Annotated in this window: 10 protein-coding genes and 5 pseudogenes; 6 read left to right on the top strand and 9 right to left on the bottom strand. The window is 53.2% G+C overall.

Translation table 11 applies throughout. The features are described from left to right. Positions 1-158: 158 nt before the first annotated feature. Positions 159-434, top strand: a complete 276-nt coding sequence (locus O3W44_RS04245; RefSeq protein ID WP_269292108.1) for a putative hemolysin — start codon at positions 159-161, stop codon at positions 432-434. A 20-nt stretch (positions 435-454) separates the two neighbouring features. Here O3W44_RS04245 and O3W44_RS04240 read toward each other — a convergent pair whose 3' ends face one another. Next, positions 455-1,447 (bottom strand): 2-hydroxyacid dehydrogenase, encoded by a 993-nt coding sequence (locus O3W44_RS04240; RefSeq protein ID WP_269292107.1) that lies wholly within the window; start codon positions 1,445-1,447, stop codon positions 455-457. 156 nt (positions 1,448-1,603) lie between these two features. Between O3W44_RS04240 and O3W44_RS04235 the strand changes: the two are divergent. The 3 genes and pseudogenes from O3W44_RS04235 to O3W44_RS04225 all read left to right on the top strand — a co-directional run bounded on the left by O3W44_RS04235 (position 1,604) and on the right by O3W44_RS04225 (position 4,795). Beyond that, positions 1,604-4,221 (top strand): annotated as a pseudogene (locus tag O3W44_RS04235) (YdbH family protein). Continuing rightward, positions 4,218-4,406, top strand: coding sequence for a YnbE family lipoprotein (locus O3W44_RS04230; RefSeq protein ID WP_269292106.1), 189 nt, complete (start codon positions 4,218-4,220; stop codon positions 4,404-4,406). The pseudogene O3W44_RS04235 and the gene O3W44_RS04230 overlap by 4 nt, the downstream one beginning before the upstream one ends. 11 nt (positions 4,407-4,417) lie before the next feature. Further along, the gene (locus O3W44_RS04225; RefSeq protein WP_269292105.1) at positions 4,418-4,795 is read left to right on the top strand and encodes a YdbL family protein; all 378 of its coding nucleotides are present in this window, start codon (positions 4,418-4,420) and stop codon (positions 4,793-4,795) included. On the opposite strand, the pseudogene azoR reads toward O3W44_RS04225, so the two are convergent. Then, positions 4,796-5,394: pseudogene (gene azoR / locus O3W44_RS04220) on the bottom strand (FMN-dependent NADH-azoreductase). Positions 5,395-5,648: 254 nt separating this feature from the next. Here azoR and hrpA point away from each other — a divergent pair. After that, positions 5,649-9,547: pseudogene (gene hrpA, locus O3W44_RS04215) on the top strand (ATP-dependent RNA helicase HrpA). 259 nt (positions 9,548-9,806) lie between these two features. Here the strand turns inward: hrpA and O3W44_RS04210 are convergent. From O3W44_RS04210 to rstA, 6 genes and pseudogenes are all read right to left on the bottom strand, one after another. Then, entirely contained in the window at positions 9,807-10,616 is an 810-nt protein-coding gene (locus O3W44_RS04210) for a trypsin-like serine peptidase (protein WP_269292104.1), read from the bottom strand. Between the two features lie 116 nt (positions 10,617-10,732). After that, positions 10,733-10,861 carry a hypothetical protein gene (locus O3W44_RS04205; RefSeq protein WP_269292103.1) on the bottom strand — a complete coding sequence of 43 codons (129 nt, stop codon included), beginning with the start codon at positions 10,859-10,861 and terminating at the stop codon, positions 10,733-10,735. Positions 10,862-10,888: 27 nt separating this feature from the next. Further along, positions 10,889-11,242 (bottom strand): annotated as a pseudogene (asr, locus tag O3W44_RS04200) (acid resistance repetitive basic protein Asr); the annotation flags it as partial. 157 nt (positions 11,243-11,399) lie between these two features. After that, a pseudogene (locus O3W44_RS04195) lies at positions 11,400-12,886 on the bottom strand (carboxypeptidase M32). 20 nt (positions 12,887-12,906) lie between these two features. Then, positions 12,907-14,208, bottom strand: a complete 1,302-nt coding sequence (gene rstB / locus O3W44_RS04190; RefSeq protein ID WP_269292102.1) for a two-component system sensor histidine kinase RstB — start codon at positions 14,206-14,208, stop codon at positions 12,907-12,909. After that, a complete protein-coding gene (gene rstA, locus O3W44_RS04185; protein ID WP_269292101.1) occupies positions 14,205-14,930 on the bottom strand; it encodes a two-component system response regulator RstA in 726 nt (241 codons plus the stop codon). Before rstA ends, rstB begins: the two co-directional genes overlap by 4 nt. Positions 14,931-15,107: 177 nt before the next feature. Between rstA and O3W44_RS04180 the strand changes: the two genes are divergently transcribed. Next, a complete protein-coding gene (locus tag O3W44_RS04180; RefSeq protein WP_269292100.1) occupies positions 15,108-15,521 on the top strand; it encodes a hypothetical protein in 414 nt (137 codons plus the stop codon). Here the strand turns inward: O3W44_RS04180 and O3W44_RS04175 are convergent. Continuing rightward, positions 15,518-16,909, bottom strand: coding sequence for a basic amino acid/polyamine antiporter (locus O3W44_RS04175; RefSeq protein WP_269292099.1), 1,392 nt, complete (start codon positions 16,907-16,909; stop codon positions 15,518-15,520). The two genes, O3W44_RS04180 and O3W44_RS04175, sit on opposite strands and share 4 nt — an antisense overlap. Between the last annotated feature and the right edge of the window lie 76 nt (positions 16,910-16,985).

Raw genomic sequence — 16,985 nt, 5'->3', positions numbered from 1 at the left:
GTTTCAGACTCATCGCGGGGTTTACGTCGCGCAAACGAGATAATTCTGCTTGCAAAGCAGTGAGGAAAATTTTGTAAAAAGCTGTTTCGCCTCTCGATCCTTTACGTTGCCTGACATATGCTGAGTCGGCCTCTTACCTCACTTCCGGAGTCCGACTGATGAAAGCAGCCACCTTTCTGCTGGCCGGTGCCGCTTTGTTGCTGTCTGCCTGTAGCAGCAACAGCGATGAAAACGAACCGCCACAACAGGCTACCGCCGCCCATATTCAACCGCATGTCGTTATGTCGTCACTGGCCGAAAGCCACTGTGCCAGTGCTGGCGGTACATTAGCGTTTTCACATCAGTTAGATGGTTCGCGTATTGGGATGTGTCAGCTCGTCAATGGCCGTCGCTGTGATGAACAGGCACTGATTGGCGGCCGCTGCGCACGTTAAAGGCTTAACGGCCGCCTGTCTCAGGCTGAAAGCACATTAGGGCAGGTTTGGCCCGTATTGAGCTGGCTGAGGTTGTTCAGCGTCGTTTCTGATATTGCGGTTAACGCTTCTGCGGTTAAAAAAGCCTGATGCCCCGTAAACAGCACGTTGTGGCAGGCTGAGAGGCGGCGGAAGACATCATCCTGAATAACATCATTCGATTTATCTTCGAAAAAGAGATCGCGTTCGTTTTCATAGACATCCATGCCTAACGAACCGATTTTTTGCTGTTTCAGCGCATCAATGGCTGCCTGCGAGTCGATCAAGCCGCCACGGCTGGTATTAATGATCATCACGCCCTCTTTCATTTGGCTAAAAGCACCCGCATTAAGCAGATGATGATTTTCTGCCGTTAACGGGCAATGCAGCGTAATCACATCCGACTGCGCATACAGCGTTTTAAGATCAACATATTCCGCGCCAAGCTCCAGCGCCTGCTGATTCGGATAAGGATCGTGCGCTAACAGCCGCATGCCGAAGCCTTTTAAGATACGCAGGGTTGCCACACCGATTTTACCGGTGCCAATCACCCCTGCGGTTTTGTTGTGCATATTAAAGCCAGTCAAACCATCCAGGGAAAAGTTAGCGTCGCGCGTGCGCTGATAGGCCCGGTGAATACGCCGGTTGAGCGTCATCATTAGGCCAATCGTGTGTTCTGCTACGGCTTCTGGTGAATAAGCAGGCACCCGAACCACCTTCAGCCCAAGCGCATCGGCTGCAGCTAAGTCAACGTTGTTGAATCCGGCGCAGCGCAACGCGATATGTTTTACGCCCAGTGCGGCCAGCTCCGCTAAAACCGGGCGGCTGCCGTCGTCGTTCACAAAAATGCAGACCGCCTCGCATCCTGTGGCATTTTTGGCGGTGGTTTCCGTGAGTAAAAAATCAAAAAACACCAGCTCGAAACCATAATCCTTGTTGACCTGCTCGAAGTACTTTTGATCGTAGTGTTTGGTGCTGTATACCGCGATTTTCATCGTTTTGCTCCTGCATTCGGGGATGACCAAAGGATAACGTCTTCTGCCACACTTTGCTGAAACATGCTGGTTGTTTACTCAGCAATCCTTCACCTTGAGCGAGTAACATGCCATCATTCTTGTCAGGATACTGTAAGGAAAAGGATTATTGCTGACATGCCGCGGATTTTCCGTCGACGACTGGCTGCGATTCTGGCGCTGATTTTACTGCTGCTGGGACTCTTGCTGAGTATTACGCAATGGCTGCCGCGGCTGGTGGGTATCTGGCTGCCACCCGAAACGCGCATTGAGCTTGAGGGCAGCCCGCGCTGGCATGAGGGGGCCTTACACTTCCCGCAAATCCGTTACCAGGTGAAAGAGTGTGTCCTGGCCAGGGTGCAGGCCGCGTCGCTTGGCCGACATCAGTCACGCTGGCAACTCAAGGCGCAAAGCGTCACGTTAAACAGTGAATGCCTGCAAAATTTGCCCGCCCCGGATGTTCAACCCGCCGCACCCAAAAGCCTGGCAGAATGGCAGGCAATGCTACCCGGTGCGGATATTCATTTCGATAAACTGACCATTGCGCCCTGGCAAACCTATGCCGGGCGGCTCGACCTGACGTTAGAAAGCCATAAACAGCAGCTCCATTATCAAGGCGACCAGCTGCAACTTGATGCGACCTTACAAGGTCAGCAACTTACTCTGAGTCGCCTGATGTTCAACAATGCGGCGCTTCCCGAGCCTGTGACGCTCAGCGGCCAGCTTGAATTACCAAAGTTTGCTGACGGGTTGCCGGTAAGCGGCAAAGTCGAAGGTGAACTGGCGCTCGCCGCCTTACCGGATGCGTTGCACCTGACATTTGACTGGCAGCAGCAGCAGGGGGAGTTAAACGTGGCGATGGCCGGCATTCCGCAGCCGCTGTTGAATTTGCCCTGGCAGGCAAACGCGCAACACATTCAGATCCAGAATGGACGCTATTACTGGCCGCTGGAGGCGCAGCCGTTGTCGGGTTTTATCAACCTGACGCTGGCGAACTGGCAAGCCGGGCTAAGGGAGACGCAGATCAGCGGCCGGGTAAATCTGTTGACCCAGGGCGGGGAGGCAAAGGCAATGTGGTGTTAGGGATTGGGCCGGGCAGGCTCAGCCTGACGCAAAGTGCGCTGCCGTTTCAGATCACTGGCGAAAGTAAACTGGCGGCGATGCAACTCTATGGCAGCATTCCCGGTGAGCTGAGCGGATCGCTGCTCGATCCGCTGCTGACGCTAAAACCGGGGGCGCTGCTACGCTTGCGTGGGCGATTGTTATCGACGCTTGAGGTAGATGAAGCACGCTGGCCGCTGGCAGGGGTAAAACTCTCTTCTCAGGGCATCGACGGTCGGCTGCAGGCAATTCTTAAGGCGCATGATCCCAGCTTTGGCCGTTTTACCTTGCATCTTGACGGACGCGCGCTGCGTTTCTGGCCCGATAAAGGCGAATGGAACTGGCACTATTGGGGAGCGGGCGAGCTGCAACCGCTTAATGCCCGTTGGGACGTAAAAGGCACAGGCGGCTGGCGGGATACGTTAATTCACCTCGATACGTTATCGACAGGTTTCAATCAGCTTAAATATGGCATGGTTCAGGTCAGCACACCGCGTTTGACCTTAACCGCGCCGGTTAACTGGCAGCGTGATGTTCAGCACCCGGCGTTTAACGGTCAGTTTCAACTGGCGGCAGGCCAGACCCGGTTCAGCTATGGCGGCTGGCTGCCCGATTCCACGCTGCAATTTGAAGCCACAGGCCGCGATCCCAGCGATTTCATCTGGCGAGGAGAGTTAAAAGCAGCAGAGATCGGCCCGCTGCGCGTTCACGGCCGCTGGGACGGTGAGCGTTTGCGCGGAGAAGCCTGGTGGCCGACACAATCGCTGACGGTTTTTCAGCCGCTATTGAGTCAGGATTTAAAGATGAAAATCCAGGCGGGCGAGCTGCGCGCCCAGGTGGCTTTTTCGGCAGCGGCGGAACAGGGGTTTGAAGCGGGCGGCCACTGGACGGTAACACAGGGCAGCATCTGGACGCCGGACAGCCAAATCAATGGGGTAGATTTTTCTCTGCCGTTTCGTCTCAAAAATGCGCGCTGGCAACTCGGCGTCCGTGGCCCGGTTTCGCTGCGCATCGCTGAAGTCAAAAATCAGTTTGCCCTGCAAAATATTCGCGCCGATTTGCAAGGCGCTTATCCGTGGTCGGATTCGCATCCCTTAACGCTCCGGGATGTCAGTCTTGACGTATCAGGCGGTCAGGTTTTGCTGCCCGTGCTGCGCATGCCGCAGCATGATGTGGCACGTCTTGCTCTGCGGAATATCAGCCTGAGTGAGTTGATCACTGCCATCAAACCCAGGCAATTTGCTATGTCTGGCAAGATCAACGGCGAGCTGCCGTTGTGGCTTAATAATCAACGCTGGTTAATTGAAAAAGGCTGGGTTGCCAATAGTGGACCGCTGACGTTTCGGCTGGATAAAGATATGGCCGACGCCATCGTCAGTAACAATGTGGCGACGGGTGCGGCCATGGACTGGTTGCGCTATATGGAAATTTCGCGCGCCTGGGCCACCATCAACCTGGATAATCTGGGTGATTTGACCATGAATGCGCAGGTGCAGGGTCTCAGCCAGTTCAGTAACCGCAGGCAAACCGTTAATCTCAACTATCGTCATCAGGAAAACCTGTTTCAACTCTGGCGCAGTCTGCGTTTTGGCGATAATTTGCAATCCTGGGTGGAACAAAATGCCACCTTGCCATCGAAGAAGGATCACCCATGAGCCCGAGGGCATTACTGATGTTGGCAGCCAGCTTGCTGCTTATAGGCTGTGTGCCGCGCATCGAAGTGGCTGCGCCAAAAGAGCCTATCACTATCAATATGAATGTGAAAATTGAACACGAGATCCACATCAAAGTGGACAAAGATGTCGAAGCCCTGCTGAAAAATCAGAGCGATCTGTTCTGAGGAGAGAGCAAATGAAGTGGAGCGCCACGCTGCTGTTGATGTGGGTAATGACCCAACCCGTGTGGGCCTTAACGTTGGATGATGCGCGCCAGCAGGGGCGCGTAGGCGAAACGTTGTCGGGTTATCTCGCCGCGCGCCAACAGGATAACGACACGCTGAAGCTGGTCAAACGGATCAATGCGGGACGCGCTGCGCAGTATCAGCGGGTGGCGCAGCAAAACAATCTCGCCACGTCAGTGGTGGCCGCTATTGCCGGTCAAAAGCTGGTGAGTCGCGCAGGGCCGGGTGAATATGTGCGGGGAATTAACGGACAATGGCTGCAGAAACAGGGCGTTTTTCAGATAAAAAAGCCGGGCAGTCAGCCCGGCAAACATAACGGCATCAAATAATTACGCGGCAACAATCTGTTTAATCGCGTTTTTCGCATCGTCAGTGGCTTTGGTCGCGACTTCAGGACCGTATGCGATACCTTCAGCGAAGACAAATTCCACCTCGCTGATACCGATAAAGCCCAGGAATAACTTCACATACGGGGTCAGCAGATCAGAGGCAGTATCTTTGTGAATGCCGCCACGGCTGGAAAGGATCACTGCACGCTTACCTTTACCAGGCCTTCCGGGCCGGCTTCGGTATAACGGAAAGTCACACCGGCGCGCGCAATCAGGTCAAAATAGTTTTTCAGCTGCGTCGGAATGTTAAAGTTGTACATCGGCGCAGCAATAACCACCACGTCGTGAGCTTGCAGTTCAGCAATCAGCGCGTCAGACAGGGCCAGTGCTTCTTGCTGACGTGGCGTCAAAGGTGCATCAGAGGGACGAAGCGCACCAACCAGTTCACCATCCAACACCGGAACAGGGTTTGCAGCCAGGTCACGAACGGTAATGTCATCGCCGTTGGTTTTTGCCTGATCAATGTAGAAGTCAGCCAGTTTGCTTGATTGTGAATAACCTGCAAGGATGCTGGATTTCAGAACTAAAACTTTGCTCATGATATTTTCCTGTCTGTTATGCGGAAGGCTTCCCGCTCAATGATTTACACTCTACGGTTATCGGCAGTAGGGTGAAAGCGCAATATTTCGAGAGGTATGTTCGAATTTACTGAATAAGCTCAGCAGCCGTCTGGTCACGGCGGGGGCTTAAATGTGCTATTATGCGCACAATATTTTTATTGAATCAGCTGGTTATCCCAGCCCTGGGCGCTGTATTTCGCAGCGACACCGTCTGAGTAAGGTACGTCATTACTATGTCATCACCGGTTTCTTCTCCACTTACACCGCTCTGGTCGCGGCTGGATGCATTAATGCTGCGCGATCGTCAGCGTTTACAGCGTCGCCTGCACGGGGCCAAAAAAATCAAAAATCCTGAGTCACAGCAGGGCATTGCAGCAGAGCTTGAGCAGGATATTCAGTTAGCTGAGCAGCGCGTTGCGCAGCGTGCCGCAAGCACGCCCAACATTACCTTTCCGGAAAATTTACCGGTTAGCCAGAAGCAACAAGAGATTGCCGATGCGATCCGCGATCATCAGGTCGTGATTGTGGCGGGCGAAACCGGATCGGGTAAAACCACGCAGCTGCCAAAAATTTGCCTGACCCTGGGACGTGGTGTGAAAGGGTTGATTGGGCATACGCAGCCGCGTCGTCTGGCGGCGCGCACGGTCGCAAACCGTATCGCTGACGAACTCGAAACCTCGCTCGGCGGCTGCATCGGTTATAAAGTTCGCTTCAACGATCAGGTCAGCGATACCACTCAGGTGAAGCTGATGACTGACGGTATTTTGCTGGCAGAGATACAACAAGATCGTTTGCTGATGCAGTACGACACCATCATTATCGATGAAGCGCATGAACGCAGCCTGAACATCGATTTTCTGCTGGGCTATCTGCGTGAGCTGTTACCGCGCCGTCCCGATTTGAAAGTCATTATTACCTCCGCGACCATCGATCCGCAGCGTTTCTCCCGCCATTTTAATCACGCGCCAGTGATTGAAGTCTCTGGCCGTACCTATCCGGTAGAGGTGCGTTACCGCCCCGTGGTTGAGGAAGCCGATGATGGCGATCGCGATCAGTTACAGGCGATTTTTGATGCAGTAGATGAACTTACGCATGAAAGCCCCGGTGACATCCTGATCTTTATGAGCGGTGAGCGCGAAATCCGAGACACCGCCGATGCGTTGATGAAGCGTGAGTTGCCGCACACGGAAATTTTGCCGCTCTACGCCCGGCTTTCCAATGCTGAGCAGAACCGCGTTTTTCAGTCACACAGCGGACGCCGCATTGTGTTGGCGACTAACGTCGCGGAAACCTCACTGACCGTACCGGGGATTAAATATGTAATCGATCCCGGCACTGCACGTATCAGCCGTTACAGCTATCGCACCAAAGTACAGCGTCTGCCAATTGAGCCGGTTTCCCAGGCCTCAGCCAATCAGCGTAAAGGGCGCTGCGGACGCGTGTCGGAGGGTATCTGTATTCGGCTCTACTCTGAAGACGATTTTCTTAGCCGCCCGGCCTTTACCGATCCTGAGATCCTGCGTACCAATTTAGCCTCGGTTATTTTACAAATGACGGCGCTTGGATTAGGGGATATCGCCGCTTTCCCGTTTGTTGAGGCACCGGATAAGCGCAATATTCAGGATGGCGTGCGTCTGCTGGAAGAGCTGGGTGCATTGACGCTCAGTGACGAAGGGCACTACAAATTAACCGGTTCGGGCCGTCAGCTGGCGCAACTGCCCGTGGATCCGCGTCTGGCGCGCATGGTGCTTGAAGCACAGAAATATGGCTGTGTGCGCGAAGTGATGATTATCACCGCTGGCTTGTCAATTCAGGATCCGCGCGAACGTCCGGCAGAGAAGAAGCAGGCATCAGATGAGAAGCATCGCCGCTTTGCTGATAAAGAGTCAGATTTTCTCGCCTTCGTTAACCTGTGGAATTACCTTGGCGAACAGCAAAAAGCCTTATCCGGCAATATGTTCCGTCGCCAGTGTAAAAGTGATTTCCTGAACTATCTGCGCGTGCGCGAATGGCAGGATATTTACACTCAACTGCGTCAGGTGGTGCGTGAACTGGGGATCCCGGTTAACAGCGAGCCGGCAGCCTTCCGCGAAATTCACTGTGCGCTGTTAACCGGTTTGCTGTCGCACATCGGTCAGAAAGATGCCGAGAAGCAGGAATACACCGGCGCACGTAATGCCCGCTTTGCCATTTTCCCGGGCTCAGGGCTATTCAAAAAGCCGCCTAAGTGGACGATGGTGGCGGAGCTGGTAGAAACCAGTCGCCTGTGGGGCCGTATTGCGGCGCGTATCGATCCAGAGTGGATCGAACCTTTAGCGCAGCATCTGATCAAGCGTAGCTACAGCGAACCGCATTGGGAGAAGTCACAAGGCGCGGTCATGGCGACGGAAAAAGTGACGCTTTACGGTTTGCCGATTGTTACTGCGCGTAAGGTAAATTACGGACGTATCGATCCTGTGCTGAGCCGCGAGCTGTTTATTCGTCATGCGCTGGTTGAGGGTGACTGGCAAACGCGCCACGCCTTTTTCCGTAACAATCAGAAATTGCGAAGCGAAGTCGAAGATTTGGAACACAAATCGCGTCGTCGCGACATTCTGGTTGATGACGAAACCTTGTTTGCATTTTACGACCAGCGCATCGGTAAAGAGGTGGTTTCGGCGCGACACTTCGACAGTTGGTGGAAGAAAGCAAGCCGCGATAACGCTGAATTGCTCAACTTTGATAAGCAAATGCTGATCAAAGAGGGCGCGGATAAAGTCAGTCAGCTCGACTATCCCAACTTCTGGCATCAGGGCAACCTAAAGCTGAAATTGAGCTATCAGTTTGAGCCAGGTGCAGATGCCGATGGCGTGACGGTGCATATTCCGCTGCCGTTGCTCAATCAGGTCGAAGACGAAGGATTTGAGTGGCAGATTCCTGGCGTGCGGCGCGAATTAATTATCGCGTTAATCAAGTCATTGCCCAAGCCGCTGCGCCGCAATTTAGTGCCAGCGCCAAATTATGCCGAAGCCTTTTTGGGCCGCGTTAATGCCGGAGAAATGCCGCTTTTGGATGCGTTAGCGCGTGAGTTCCGGCGCATGACCGGGGTGACGTTAGAACGTGAAAACTGGCAGTGGGATCAGGTGCCCGATCATCTCAAAATGACGTTCCGCGTTGTTGACGAGCACAACCGCAAGTTACTGGAAGGCAAAGACTTAACCGCCCTGAAAGCACAGCTGAAAGACAAGGTGCAGGAAACCCTGTCGAAAGTGGCCGATGACGGACTTGAGCAGAGTAACTTACACATCTGGAGTTTTGGCGATTTGCCGCGCAGCTATGAGCAGAAGCGCGGCAGTTATCAGGTCAAAGCCTGGCCTGCGCTGGTAGATGAAAAAGAGAGTGTTGCCATTCGCCTGTTCGACAATGAGCAAGAGCAACAAAAATGATGTGGCGCGGTCAGCGGCGCTTGCTGCTGCTGAACATTCCGTCGCCGATAAAATATCTGCATGAAAAGCTGCCAAACAAAGCCAAGCTTGGTCTCTACTTCAACCCTTATGGAAAGGTGCTGGATCTGATTGATGACTGTATCGCCTGCGGCATCGATAAACTGATGGCAGAAGCGGGCGGCCCGGCATGGGAGCAGGAGCAGTTTGAACAGCTACGTGAAAAGGTGCGTGCTGAGCTGAATGAAACCGTGGTGACCATTGCGAAACAGGTTGAGCAGATTCTGACCTCGGTGTTTAACATCAATAAGCGACTGAAAGGGCGTGTGGATATGACGCTGGCCCTGGCGCTGTCCGATATTAAAGCGCAGATGAGCGGGCTGGTTTATCGCGGTTTTGTCACGGGCAACGGCTGGAAACGACTGGCTGATACGCTGCGTTATTTACAGGGAATTGAGCGCCGTCTGGAAAAACTGCCCGCCGATCCCCATAGCGATCGGGCGCGCATGTTGAAAGTGCAGGCGGTTGAGCAGGCATATCAAGCCTGGCGAAATAAGCTGCCGCCGCAGCGTCAGGATGATGAAGAGGTGCTGAATATTCGCTGGATGATTGAGGAGTTGCGCATCAGCTTCTTTGCCCAGCAGTTAGGTACGCCTTATCCCATTTCGGATAAGCGTATTTTGCAGACGATGGAACAAATAGCGGGTTAGGTCAGGGCGCTTTTCGCCTTGTGAAGATGCAAAGGCTGGCAAGGCCAGCCCGGAAAACGCTCACCTTTCTGTACCTCGGCCTCGCCATGCCAGGCCGCGTTGCTCTTTGGGCGGGTCTTATCTTTCCCGGGTTTGATTATTGCTGTGAAAACAACGCAATCGCTGGAGATCAGGGAGGATGTAACCTGCTGTGGCGTAAAGCGTTCGCGCTGTATTCCGTTACAGCGCGTCATGGCTGACTGAAACGCACCCGGCTCGCCTACTGCGCCAGTGCTTCCAGCGTGTCGCGAAACGATGTCACTGCAATCGCCCGGTTATCTGCCAGATAACGATCTTTCGCCGCGGGTGCAGAGCTTTGTACTGCAATCAACTGCCAGCCATTCTCACTATTGAGCAGCAGCGGTGAACCGCTGTCGCCCGGCAGCGTATCGCACTGATGCGATAATACGGCGCGCTGCGCCCAGCCGGTAATTAAACAGTCGCTGTGTGAATAGAGCGTATCCAGATGATCTTCAGGATAGCCAGCCTGCGTGACTTTGCGTCCGGCCTGTTTTAACGCGGCGGTTAAATCGCTGCGCGATCCTTCAAACAGGGGAATCGGTGTAATAGCAGAGGGCGGATTACGTAAAATGACTAACCCGTAATCGAGCGGCGCCGCATTATTCGGCACGATCCAACCTTCGCCATCGGCTTTAAGGCGAGTCGCGAGAGAAGGCTCAACGCGGGCATCAATATCGTGAATTTCATAGCGCCAGCCTGTATCACTGGCCATAAAACGCAGCGCCACAGGTTTGTCAAAATTGCCCGGCGGCGTCAGCAGACAGTGTCCGGCTGTTAACGCCAGATGCGGTGAAATTAGCGTCGCCGTGCACAGATTGCCGCTTTCGGTCTCCAGTTGACCAATAGCATCCCAGGGCGCAGCCGTAATATCGCTGATCGCCTTGCGGTGATCTTTACCAAAAAACAGCGTTTTGATCTCGTCAGGATTGGGCGCGTCAGCGTTATCATCAGCATGTACAACAGGGGTAAAACTGAATAATCCAACAAGAAACAAGATAGCCAGGCGCATAGTTCTCTCAATGGCGAGAATAAGTAATGGATAAGGTCATCACGCTTGAGCGATAACTATAGTCGGTGAGCAGTAAAAAAGGGAGTTTTATTGGGATTATCAGCACGCTACAGCGACTAAATAAAAAAGCAGGCTGCGACAATGCCGCACAGGATCATCACAATCAGAATAATTTCGAAGCGATAGCGACGCACCATTTCAGCCACTCCAGTAAAGAAACACCCGGCAGAACCGGGTGTTTTCATGCGTTAATGCTTTAGCGCCAGACCTTATTTTTTAGCAGCAGGCTTCACAACTTTCTTGTGATGCAGTTTTTTAGCTGCCTGCGCTTTTTGTGGAGCGGCTTTTTTTACCGCTTTCTTGTGGTGGACTTTTTTAGCCGCCTGGGCTTTCTGTGGTGCGTCTTTCTTCACGGCTTTTTTGTGGTGCACTTTCTTAGCCGCCTGGGCTTTTTGCGTTGTGACTTTTTTGTGTTTCTTGTGGGCTGTTTTATGAACAGTTTTAGCCGGTGCAGCGGTTGTGGTGGTGGCCGCAGCTGGCGCTGGCGTAGCGGTGGTTTCCGCAGCGAAAGCAACAGAAGAGAGACCCATAGCAGCGGCGATCACCAGCGCAAATAATTTTTTCATTGCAAATTCCTCGGACTTTTTTTCATGAGTAGCCCACTGCGGGGCCGGTGAAAAGACTATATGTAAAGCGAGGAAAGGTTTCCGTGGGTGTTTGGTATCGGCGTGTAACGGATTGTACAAAGCGGAGAAAAAGGGGCGGCCCATCGCCGCCCGTGGCTTAATTATGCAGGTAACGCTGTTCCAGGTGCTGGCGAAAATAGTGCGGATTAAGTGCTTCACCTGTGGCGTTCAGCATTAATCGCTCAGTTGAGAAGCGGCTGCCATGCTGCCAGATGTTCTGTTGTAACCAGTCAAACACCGGCTGCAATTCACCAGTCTGTATGATTTCGCTCAGCTGAGGAATGGCTTTTTAACCGCCTGGAACAGTTGCGCGGCATACATTGCACCGAGCGTATAAGTCGGGAAGTAGCCAAACGCGCCGTCAGTCCAGTGAATATCTTGCATGCAGCCGTCGCGATAGTTACCGCGCGTATCAATGCCGAGCGATTGCTGCATTTTTTCATCCCAAAGTGCCGGAATATCATCAACCTCTATTTCGCCTTCAATCAGCGCACGCTCGATTTCATAACGTAAGATGACATGGGCCGGATAGCTGAGTTCATCTGCATCGACGCGGATATAGCCTGGCTTAACCTGCTGTGTCAGGCGCACAAAGTTATCTGCCTGTAGCGCAGGCTGCTCGCCCATTTGAATGGTGATCTGAGGCAAAATGCGCTGTAAAAATTCGCGGCTGCGGCCCAGTTGCATCTCCATAAACAGACTTTGCGATTCATGAATTGCCGTGGAGCGGGCCAGTGCAACTGGCTGACCGCGCCACTGCTGTGGCAAATTTTGCTCATAACGCGCATGGCCGGTTTCATGGATCACGCCCATCATTGCGCTGAGAAATTCATTTTCATTGTAGCGTGTGGTAATACGCACATCTTCCGGCACGCCGCCACAGAAAGGATGCACGCTAACGTCAAGGCGACCATGATTAAAGTCGAAGCCCAGCGTTTTCATAATGTACAAACCGAGTTCGCGCTGCGCATTGACCGCAAAAGGGCCTTGCGGATGGATGACCGGGTGCTGTGCCTGTTTCTCCACTACTTTTTGCAGCAGGTCAGGTAACCAGGTTTTCAGATCGCCAAAGGTTTTGTCGAGTTTGGCGCTGGTCATGCCAGGCTCAAAAACATCAAGCAGTGCGTCATAGCGTGAGCTGCCACGCGCCTCTGCACGCAGTTGGGCCTCTTCGCGACTTAAACGCACAACTTCTTTTAAATTTACCGCAAAACCTTGCCAGTCATTGGCGGGGCGCTGTTCACGCCAGGCATGTTCACAGCGCGAACCTGCAATCGATTTGGCTTCGACTAAAGACGCCGGGAGCAACGTTGCCTGCTCATAAGCGCGGCGCATCTCCGCTAAGTTTGCCTGTTCGACATCGTTTAATGATTGCTGTTCAGCTTGCTGAAGTTGCTCGCCAACACGCGGGTCAGTCAGAATTTCATGTTGCAGTACGCTCATTTCTGCCAGGGCTTCACCCCGTGCACGACTGCCTCCCGGTGGCATCGTGGTTTGCATATCGCAACCCGCAATAGCAGCAAGATGACCAAAACGAGAGAGGCGCTGAAAAGTGGCGCTGAGTTGTTGATACGCTGATGTCACAGAGTGCTCCTTGTGAAAGTTTAACGCAGCGGGATTTCCCGCAAGGGTAGATCAACCGGCCAGCAAAAGCGAACACTGGCCCCGCCAAGCGGGCTGCTTTCAATTGAGACGCTGCCGCTCAGGGCCTGCGCAATGGAGTGCACAATCGCCAGGCCTAAGCCACAACCGCCTGTGGCCCGATCGCGGCTGGGATCGAGGCGCACGAAGGGTTCAAATACCCGTTGACGCTCCTGTGCAGGGATCCCAGGGCCATCATCTTCAACCTGTAAAAAACCCAGTGAGCCATCAAACCACAAGCTGATGCGCAGGCGTTGTCGGGCATAACGCAGCGCATTGTTGATTAAATTATCCAGCACCCGTTCCATTAATCGGGTATCGGAAACACCCTGATTCTGACGCTGCGGCAGATCCAAATCGATTTGCGTTTGCGGATTGATGGCGCGAAAATCATCCAGCCGCTCACGTAGCCAGCTTGCCAAATCGAGTGAAGTAAGATTGAGATCGACACGCGGGCGATCGAGTCGCGCATAAGTCAGCAGCTCTTCGATCAGGCTTTCGAGTTGACCAATATCGCGGTTTAGCGCGGCTGATTCCGCTTCGCTCAGGTTATCGCTCATCTCCAGGCGATAGCGCAGGCGCACCAGCGGCGTGCGCAGCTCATGGGCGATACCATCAATCAACTGTTTCTTGCTGGCGACCAGCGTATTGATATTGTCTGCCATCTGGTTAAAGGCAATGCCTAAACGAAACAGGCTGGACGTCGTGTCAAAATGGGTGCGCACATCCAGTTCGCCGCGCCCGAAACGCTGTGCTGCTTTTTCCAGCCGCTGCATCTCTTTCCAGTGCGGACGCATCCAGATAAACACCGGCAGCGCCAGCGACATGCCAATAAATACCAGTAGCGCAATATCCAGCAGGCGCATTTGATGAAGATAAAACAGATAAGGAATCGGTCCGACAGACAAGACGTAATGGCTGCGTGGAATATGCTGCAAAAAGGTGTATTGATCGTCAAGCGCCACGATTTCACCGGCGCGCAGGCGGCGCATCTCGCCGGTGTCCAGCTGATATTTACTTAACGGCTCAATATGCAGGTCAAACGATAAGCCAAGGTCGAGACTTTTGATCGTTTTATTCCAGTCCCGCGGCGGGATTTCACGCAGTTCACTGCGGATCAAATAGAGCGAACTGGCCATCAAATCATTCATGGACTGACGTCCGGCGCGTTCAGCCGTAAACTTGTAAACCAACCCGACTAACAGCGTCATTACTAAAAAGCAGACGAACAGCAGCAGATAAAACTGGATAAAAAGTTTTCTCATACTGAACGTGTATCCCAGGCTTGCGGCGCAAACAGATAACCTTTGTTACGGATAGTCTTTATCCGGAACGGCTCAATGGCGCTGTCATGAAGTTTTTTACGCAGGCGTGAAATCGCCACATCAATACTGCGATCCAGACCGTCATAACTCACGCCGCGCAGGGTTTTGAGCAGGGCATCACGATTCAGGATCTGTCCGGCATGGCTGGCCAGCACCCAGAGTAAATCGAAATCAGCCGTGGACAGGGCAATCTGCTCATCAAATAGCGTGACCTGACGATTGAGCGCGTCGATGGTCAGTGAGCCAAAGCGTAACATCTTATGGGAAACATTCACGGCGGGGGCGTCATCTGCTTGCCCTTGCTGCGACTGACGTAAATGAAGACGCAGTCGGGCAAGTAAAACCGCTGGCGGCGTCGTTTTTAAAATATAATCTTGCGCGCCCATTTCCAGCGCCAGGATATGATTCATATCGCTGTCGAGCGACGTGAGTAAGACAATCGGACCTTGCCAGTTGGCTCGCAGGTCGCGGCAAATCGTCATGCCATCTTTTCCTGGTAACATGATATCCAGCATCACCAGATCGGGTTGTTCCTGCGCGATGGTGGCTTCGGCACGATCGCCGCGCGCTTCAACAATGACGTCAATATCATGGCGTCCGAGATACGCAGCGATTAACGCGCCGACTTCGGGTTCATCTTCAACGTAAACGATTTTGTTCATAATTGATAAAGGCGTGTAAGTATAAGTTTGAAAATAACTTTTTCTGCTAATGAGCACTACGTTACCGCACAAAATATCCTTATCTCACTGGTATCCCACTGGCAAAATGTGCCATCATAACCCCGGCTTTTTTACGCCGGGGTTGACACCGTAATGATGACTATGAGGAGCAAGAGTGTGTCTGATAAAGAGCTGACTTCAGCCATATACAGTGACCGCATCTGCTTCAATTACAGTGATTTTCTTTCCGCTTCCTGCAAAAAACGCTGGAGCTTTGTTGATGCCATCTATGGCGTGTTGCCCATTTTTGGCATGGTGACACGCAAATCTGCGCACAGTTTACAGGCGACAGATGAGCACCTGAAAGAATTAGCATTACAAATCATTTCAACGCAGGTCAGCGACGAGATCAATATCGCGCGTCTTATCACCCTTGCTGAACAGCAGCATATCAGCCGCTTCGATATCCAGCTGCCTTATCCGCTCTCCGGCGAGCAACTGGATGCGATCCATCAGGAATACCGTAAACCGCTGGAACTCACACAACAGAATGACCTGCTGTGTGTGTCTATTCCGGGCCAGCCGCACTAAGCCATCAGCTGCCATACGGCAGGTAGCGTTGCGGCGATCACCAGACCCATAGCGATCCGCTCAAGCGAGGAGAGTGCAGTCTCACCCCGTCCGCCACGGCGTGCAAACAGAAACAGCAACATACCGGGTGCGTACAGCACCACTGACATCAGAAGATGTAGCGGGCCAGAAGCGTAAAGCAGCCAGATACCGTAAACGCTGGCCCCCACGCCAACGGCCAGCGCGAGAGGTTGCTGTTTTCCCCGTACAACTTTGATCAGATACAGACCCACCAGCAGATAAGGCACCAGAATCATTTCTGAAGCGATGGTTAACAGCGTGTTGTAATCAGCATGCGTCAGGGCGATCAAGATCAGGTAAACCTGGACACTGCCGTTTGTCAGCCAAAGTGAGGCAGAAGGCGCGTTACGGGCGTTTTGTCGTGCAATGCTGCGTGGAAATGCGCCTTGCTGCGCAGCGATAAACGGGACTTCAGCCGCCATAATCGTCCAGCTCAGATAGGCGCCACACACTGAAATAATCAGGCCGATGGCAATGACCGCGTCTCCCCAGTTTCCCAGCAAACGCGTCATCAGACCCGCCATTGACGGGTTGCGCATTTCAGCCAGCTCTGCACGCGGCACCACGCCCAGTGACAACAGTGTGACTAACAGATAAACCAGCAGCGCAGCCAAAACCGCTAACAGCGTGGCACGTCCCACATCTTTTTTATGACGTGCCCGGGCAGAAACCACCACCGCGCCTTCCACGCCAATAAAAACCCACAGGGTGATGAGCATCGTCTGCTTGATCTGTTCCCACAGCGGCTGGCCGAGCGTGACGCCTGAAAAGTCGAAGCGGAAGCGATCGTAATTAAACGCCATCACCGCCAGCACGACGAACAGCAAAAGCGGCACCAGCTTACCCAGTGTGGCGAGCATATTAATACTGGCTGCAGTTTGTACGCCGCGCAGCACCAGCCAGTGCACCAGCCACAGCAGAACGGAAGCACCGAACATCGCTTGCCAGGTGTTACCGTCGCCAAAAATTGTGCGATCGGGCGTATCAGTAAAAAAGCTCAGCGCAGAAAATACGATCACCAGGTACGAGACGTTAGCGATCACCGCGCAGAGCCAGTAACCCCAGGCGGAGCAAAAACCCATCAGCTCACCAAAACCGGCGCGCGCATAAGTGAAAATACCGCCATCTAACTCTGGCTTGATGCGCGTAAGCAGTAACATCGCCAGAGAAAGAAACAGAATGCCGACACCGGTGATTAACCAGCCGATGAGCAGGGCTGCCGGACCCGCTACTGCTGCCATGTTCTGCGGCAGGCTGAAAACACCTGCACCCAACATTGAGCTAAGCACCAGTGCTGTCAGGGCACTAAGACCTAATTTTTTCTCCAAAACATCCTTCCCGCTAGCATAAGTGGCTGGATAAATCGCAAAGCTTCGAATTTATATCGTAGCTCAGGCATTAAAA

This window comes from Pantoea sp. LMR881, from assembly GCF_027157825.1.
Classification (GTDB): Bacteria; Pseudomonadota; Gammaproteobacteria; order Enterobacterales; family Enterobacteriaceae; genus Pantoea; species Pantoea haifensis.
Note: the sequence above shows the minus strand (reverse complement) of the source record. Positions and strands in the feature narration are given on the sequence as shown.

Coding starts and splice junctions, on each gene's coding strand:
- O3W44_RS04245 (WP_269292108.1), top strand. CDS start 159: ATGAAAGCAGCCACCTTTCTGCTGGCCGGTGCCGCTTTGTTGCTGTCT.
- O3W44_RS04240 (WP_269292107.1), bottom strand. CDS start 1,447: ATGAAAATCGCGGTATACAGCACCAAACACTACGATCAAAAGTACTTC.
- O3W44_RS04230 (WP_269292106.1), top strand. CDS start 4,218: ATGAGCCCGAGGGCATTACTGATGTTGGCAGCCAGCTTGCTGCTTATA.
- O3W44_RS04225 (WP_269292105.1), top strand. CDS start 4,418: ATGAAGTGGAGCGCCACGCTGCTGTTGATGTGGGTAATGACCCAACCC.
- O3W44_RS04210 (WP_269292104.1), bottom strand. CDS start 10,616: ATGCGCCTGGCTATCTTGTTTCTTGTTGGATTATTCAGTTTTACCCCT.
- O3W44_RS04205 (WP_269292103.1), bottom strand. CDS start 10,861: ATGAAAACACCCGGTTCTGCCGGGTGTTTCTTTACTGGAGTGGCTGAA.
- rstB (WP_269292102.1), bottom strand. CDS start 14,208: ATGAGAAAACTTTTTATCCAGTTTTATCTGCTGCTGTTCGTCTGCTTT.
- rstA (WP_269292101.1), bottom strand. CDS start 14,930: ATGAACAAAATCGTTTACGTTGAAGATGAACCCGAAGTCGGCGCGTTA.